Source organism: Candidatus Binatia bacterium (assembly GCA_029243485.1).
Lineage (GTDB): Bacteria > Desulfobacterota > Binatia > UBA12015 > UBA12015 > VGTG01.
The window spans coordinates 1-6,484 of sequence record JAQWRY010000016.1 but is presented as its reverse complement, the minus strand read 5'-3'; the positions used below and the strand labels follow the sequence as shown (position 1 = coordinate 6,484).

Below are 6,484 nucleotides of genomic sequence, written 5' to 3'. Positions count from 1 at the left end.
GATGCGGATCTTCTCTTCCGCCGAAAAACGACGTCGCGTCTTGCGCTGAATGTCGCGGACGACCTTCTCTGCACTCTCTCCCTTACCCATTGGATTCTCCTTCCCTTTGGGCCGGGAGTGTCTCTTATTTCAAACCCCGATTCGGTCCAACTTCAGCTGAACCCGAACAAGGGTCCGGTGCCGTCTGCACGCGGCGGTGGCGGTGCGCGAGCGCGATCGAGGCGGCGACCGCGAACACGGGGCCTGAGTGTCCAACGAACCGGGAAGCCGGAAATCCGAGCCTGCGCCCTTGCGGCAGCAAGCCGATCTCTTGCAAGGATAGAAGCATGGAGCCAGTCACTCTTTACGGCGCCCCGCACTCCCTCTACACGGGCCGGGTTCGCAGTTATCTCGTCAAGGCAGGAATCGCCTACCGGGAGCTCGTGCCGAATACGCAGCACTTCAAGGAGCGCGTGCTGCCGAAAGCCGGGGGGCGACAGAGCATGCCGACCTTGGAGCTCGTCGACGGCACCGTGATTCGCGATGGTGCCGCCATCCTCGATCACTTCGAGGCGGCCGGTGGTCACCCTTTTGCGCCGCGGAGCCCGCGGCAGAGGGTTCTCAGCCTGCTCTTCGATGTCGTCGGTGCAGAGGGCCTGCTGCGGCCCGCCATGCATTATCGGTGGAACTTCGATGAGATGAACCTCGAGTTCCTGCGCATCCATTTCCAGATGCTGATCTCCACCGACGTGCGGGCCAAGGCCGACGTGTTCATGCAGCGGATGCGGGAGGCCGGTATCGCGTTCGGGGTGGTGCCCGAGACGTACGCGGTAGTGGAGTCTCTCTATGAGGGCCTGCTCGACAAGATGGACGCGCACTTCGCAGATCATCCCTACCTGTTGGGAGGAAAGCCGTGCATCGGGGACTTCGGCATGATCGCGCCGCTGTTTGCTCACCTCGGCAGGGATCCGAAACCGCTTGCGTTGATGCAGGCGCGCGCGCCGCACCTCTATCGCTGGGTGGAACGAATGAACCGCCTGGAAGACGACCGCGGGGAATTCGGCGAAGCAGAGGAGGGGGGGTGCCTGGCGGATGACGGGATTCCGGACTCCGTCGTGGAGATCCTACGGCAGCTGGCGATCGACTTCGTCCCCGAGACCAAGGCCGCAGCCCAGAGCATCAACGACTGGTTGGCTCAGCAGGATTCGCTTGCTGCAGGCACGGAAGTGATGCGTGGTGTCGGTCTGGCCCCGTTCACCGTGGAAGGCACGACCGTCAACGCCCTGGCCCAGCCCTATCGCTACTACCTGCTGAAGCGGGTCCAGGATGAGGTCGCCGGGCTTTCCGAGGGCGCGCGGGCTGATGTCCTGGAGCTGCTTGAGCGTTGCGAGATGGCCGAAGTCCTGGACTTTCGGCTGACGCGGGGAATTGGTCGCGAGAATAATCTGGAGGTGTGGCTCTAGGACCTGGCCCGCCCGGCGGCTTCACCGCGGGCGGGTAGGGCGGGGGGAGCTCCCTGCGGAAGGTTTGGGAGTTGATGGCTAGAGGTGGCCTGAGCCAAAAAGGTCCTTGATGTAGGCTGCCGTCCAGACCAAAGCCTCTGGTCTTAAGGTCGCGCGCCAGTCGTCATTTCTGTCTTCTTAGTCAAGGGAGACGCCCTCCTCAGCCCTTGGGTGCGCTGGCGGCCCCTCGCGGGAACGCGGAGCGCGGTCGCTCAGGACTCTCCCTTCGGGCCCATGCTGGCACATACAGTGAAACACCCGTCCAGGTCGCTCTCGCTGCACGTTGCCGAGTTGGGCATTTCGTGCGCGACGCAGTGTACGAGCTCGTAGTGATAGTGATCGGAGTCGCCCGGGTCCTTGTACCCCATCTTGTGCACCGTAGGTCGGGTCCATTGATCGAGTGTGCAGAGGGCGCCCCGGTGGTCGAACAGGCTGTGGCAATCCGATGGGTGTTCTTTGTCGCCCGCGGCGTGGATGTATTCGGGATATTTTTCGCAGTAGTCGTTGGGTTCCGCATCCTCGGCGAATTCTACCGCGAGAGTAGTCAAGTATCCCCATGCCTTGCGGTAGTTCGAGGCGCCCGGCCAAAGCTTTGTTCCTTCGTCCTCTACCGTCCCGAAGAACCGATAGTCAGTGCCTTTGCAATCGTACGAGTTGGGCGCTGGTACTGCGTCTGCTCGGACGCGGACTTGAATCTCGTCATGCCCTTCTGGCCAACCGTCCTCCTTGTCGACGAGCCTGAGTTGGCGCGGGAACCAGAACGTCATGTCGGTGCCGAACGAGAAACGCATTTCCCGAGTCTCTTTTGGCGCCCCGCCCGGGTTCTGCTCGTTGCTGCAGAGGAGGGTTCCGCTGCACGGCTTGCATTGTTTTGCGAAGGGAGTTTGCGTTCCCACCCAGGGGGCAGGGCGCAAGACGCGGGCAAAAAACTGCGTACCTGTGTGGGATTGGTCGCGCCGAACCGCCTCGTCGAGCCGCGTGTCCTGGGTTTCCATGCCGCAAGTCATCAGGAAGTTGCCCGCCGAATCGATGTTGTAGTTCGGGGACTCGTCGTCGCCGCATCCGGAAGTCGATTGCTCGAAACCCTCAATGTTGCAGTCGTCAAGCGGTGGCTGGTTGGGGCAATCGCTGCGCGTGTCGGTGGGCCTCTCGAGTATGGCGCCGGGTTGACCGTTCAGGTGCTCGAGCACCTCGATCTTCATGCCTTCGCCGTCCTGAACGCCGAGGAGGCACTCGTTCGTGGTTCGGAACCGGATTTCCGGTACCAGGTCGGCATCGTCACGGTACGAGGTGATCAGGAACCAAAGAGCATCGGGCTCCGAGCATGGCGCGGGTTGGTTCAGACAGGAGTTCGGATCGGCAGGATCCCACGAAGTAAAACGGAAATCTGGCCAGAGCGCGTCGTGGTGGCCGCCGGCCACCACGGTGCAGGCATCCTCCGCAGAGGTGCACATGTGCCGGTGGATGGTGATCCCGTATTCGCCGGTCGCGGCGCGATCCGGTTTCCCCTGAGCGTCGACCGCGAACACGCGCACGAAATACGGCGGATCCGGCAGGCTATAGCGGGTGCCCCATTCGCTCTCCATGCCGTGATACGAAGAGATCGGGCGGCTGAGATCGTCCTCGCGATACACGTCAAAGTCGACCGCGGTCGGGCCGTCAACGGCGAGCGAGTACGCGCCAGCTTCTGTGATCTTGTACCACTGCATGGACCCGGGCCACATGATGATCGGCTGTCCGGGCGGCAAGTAGTCGGGGGAGGCTGATTCATTGGAGATGGTCACTTCGGCCGCTTCCACCGGGCGGCAGTGCTCCCACCAACGGTTGAAGTCCCCCCGCACGGGCAGGTGGTCGGAGGTGTACCTTGTGCCAAACGTGGACCACTTGTGAGCGAGGGTCATGTGCTGCGCGCAGAGGCTGGTCTCTTCGCCCTCGTCGCCGGGCTTGTTGTGCAGGAGAAAGTCAAGTCGTTCTCCGTAACAGCGAGGCGATTTGAGCTTGTCGTCCTTGGGGACGTCGCCGTCCTCGGCCCACCCGTCGTAACCCTTGATGCAGTAAGCGGGGTCGAACGTGTCGACTGCCATGCGCGGTGCCGGGAAGGTTGGCCCCAGGTCGGCCGGCGAAGAATCGTATGCCCAGGAATCCACGAGATTCAGGATGTCGCAGGAATCTGCAGTGCCGCCCCCGCAGTTGAAACCAGTTTCGCCTATAAGAACTACATCGAACGCACTGTCGCGGGAGCCATTGTTGTCGCACGAGAAAGGCTCGCCAACTCCGCCGGTCCCATCGCCGCAGAAGTGGTGGAGCCACTCCTGCCGGCCGGTGTCATAGTGCGCGTTCAGGGCGGTGGGGTTCGCGTCCTTCACTTCGGGCGGTGGTCCGTCGAGGTGCCGGCCGATGACGTTCATGTCGCCGAGCGCATAGATTTCGGGCTCCTGATTCGGGTCGGGTGCATCCACGACTTTGATCAGATCTCGCATAACATCCTCGATTTGAGATCTGCGAATGCTGTAGGACCGACTGGCGTCGTGGGGGCTGTCGGCCGAATAGGAGGCCTGCATATGCGTGAACACGATTGTCGCCGGCCGGTCTGCCTTCTCGATCTGCACGAGGCCGACGCCTTTGCCAGCCATGCAGTCCGACTTGCGACAATTCCCAAAGGTCCGGAATGCGAGCTTGCCGTTGGGGCCTCCGGAGAGTGTCTGGGTACCGCCCGGATCCGCCACGACGTACTCGGTATCGTTGGGGACGAAGGCGCCCGGCCCCTGCAGGCTCCGCAAGGGATACCGGGAGAAGAGCATCAACCCGCTGTTCTGCGCTCGATACGCGCCGAAATGCCCGTCAGACATCCCTTCATAGAAGTCGAGCGGATTTGGCGCGAAGCTCGGCTGGATGCGCTCGATGCGGTAGGGGAACTTTCCCTTGAGCCACTTGACGTATTGTTCGGCCGCACTCTCATCGAAGACCTCGTTCAAGACGAGGACGTCGAGGTCGGCGCCCAAAAGTTGCTTTGCGATCGCCCTCGCTCGAACTTCGTTGGACTCCCACCCGAAGGCTTCCTCGAACTCATCGTCCCTATCGTAGAGGATAGGCCAGACAACAAGATTTGCTAACCCTGCGCAGTATGTATTGAAAGGTCCTGTAAAAAGTGCGCAATTAGCAAGAACAACACCTTCGATGTAAGCTATGAGCCCTGCGTCGGTGACCGGGATCTCCAGGTGCCCGACGTTGAAGGTCGCGATGCGCAGCGAGTTGCTTGCCGGGGCGGGCTGCGGGAAGGGGACCCACGGGGGAGCGGTCTCGAACCCGAAGTTTTTACCGTTCGAGATCGGGGGTACGTCGTCGGCGAGCGTGAATCCGATGACTTGAGAGACGAAGCGGTTCTCGCCCAGTTCCGTCGCGGCCTCCGAGCCTCGTGGTGTCCCACCGAAGTTTCGTTCGGATGCCGGCCGGTCGTCGAAGAGGCTCACGTGCGCGTAAAGATTCGGAGCCTCGGAAAGGAGGCTGCGGGGGATTGAAAGTTCGACACCCCCGTCCGAGGAGTCCCATGCTGCCGAGGCGCCCTGTGTCCGAGAGTTGGACCACCCGCCCCGGCCGGATGTCTCCACGACGAGGCCGGCGCCGGCGGGCTCGAAGCGGAGGGCGAGCGACATCGGTCGAGGAAGATGCGCGGCGTAAGACCCGATGACGGGTGTCTGCAACAGTCCGTTCTTGCCATCGCCGAGGTAGACGACGACCGAGATGCCGTCGGCCGCGCCGGCGAGCGCCGGGTGAGATACCGACACATAGATATTCTCGTCGTCCCAGCCGATGGAGTTGGTGCCCTGGTCGGTGGGAAACGCCGCGGCCGATGGCCAGTCCGAAAGCTCACCATCGACCTGGATGTCGACTGTCCACGGCGTTACCTCGGGGCCGATCGTCGCGGGGAGGCATACGCGGCGCTCTTTCCTGGTCGCGGCCTCGAAACCCTGGTAATCCGCAAACACCGAGAGAGCTTCGATTCGTTCGTGGATCGCTTCTCCCTTGGCGGGCTTGGCAACATAGCACGACAATGCGCTCTTCCCCCGGTGCACGGTCGAGCCACGGATCGAGGACGGCAAGCAGAGGTGTGAGAAACGCTTCAGCTCGAACAGCCGCGACGTCACTTCGAACGAATCCGCGAGTTCGATCGTGCTGCGACGCGGCAGGCCGGCTGCCTTGGCGCGGTAGCAGGTATACGCATCCATCGAGAGCGCACCGGCATCGGGACGAGATGCCTGCCCATCGGTCGCGACGTCAGCCGGAACGAGGACGTGGTCGGGCTTGATGGTCAGGGCGACGAAGGCGGCATTTGCATCGGTGACCTCCAGCGTTTCGGGAGCGTAGCGAGGCCGTTTGGCGCAGACGGCTTCGTTCGAACAGCCCCGCTTGGAGGCGCAGAACGCTCCGTCGTCCGAGCATTGCTTGCCCTCCTTGAGCTTGTAGGAAAGCAGGGGCAACGCAGGTGCGTCTTCCTCGCCTGGAGCCGCGGCCGGCATCAGGATGCTTTCGACCTTCTTGAAATCGAAGTATCGTGCGTCTCGAGGACTCGCCACGTGGACGCCGGGTACAGGGAAGAAGCCCGCGCGGCTCTTGAGCTGGTAAGCCACGTAAGGCGGGGGCGGCTCTGCCCGGAAGGCGAGCGCAGACGTGGCATCAATCCACAAGAGCGTCGAAAACAGAGTGAGGAAGCTGAAGGATTTACGCACGAATTGCTCCGGTGACCCGTCGCGAGCGCACTAATTCAATAAGGCCTTTGCGTTTACCACCTGTTTGGCTGTCACGATCTCAGGCGCTCGTCAAGAAGAGTTTGATTCCGCCCCCTCGGTGCGATGCTCCCGCAGTGTACGTCGTCAAAGACGTTTGGATCAGTGGGCCTGATTTATAAGGGACACTTCCGGCGCGTTTGCCCGCCTACGCGGCGCGTAGATTCTGTCGCTTACGACGAGCCATTGTCTTGTTCTTGATCTGTTCGCGGCGCGTCA

The 6,484-nt window shown here is 62.2% G+C and carries 2 protein-coding genes; one reads left to right on the top strand and one right to left on the bottom strand.

Features of this window, described 5'->3' with window-relative positions; all coding sequences use genetic code 11:
- Positions 1 to 326: 326 nt before the first annotated feature.
- A complete protein-coding gene (locus P8R42_06670; GenBank protein MDG2304328.1) occupies positions 327 to 1,442 on the top strand; it encodes a glutathione S-transferase family protein in 1,116 nt (371 codons plus the stop codon).
- 251 nt (positions 1,443 to 1,693) lie between these two features.
- Here the strand turns inward: P8R42_06670 and P8R42_06665 are convergent, their stop codons facing one another.
- A complete protein-coding gene (locus P8R42_06665; GenBank protein ID MDG2304327.1) occupies positions 1,694 to 6,208 on the bottom strand; it encodes a hypothetical protein in 4,515 nt (1,504 codons plus the stop codon).
- Between the last annotated feature and the right edge of the window lie 276 nt (positions 6,209 to 6,484).

Coding starts and splice junctions, on each gene's coding strand:
- P8R42_06670 (MDG2304328.1), top strand. CDS start 327: ATGGAGCCAGTCACTCTTTACGGCGCCCCGCACTCCCTCTACACGGGC.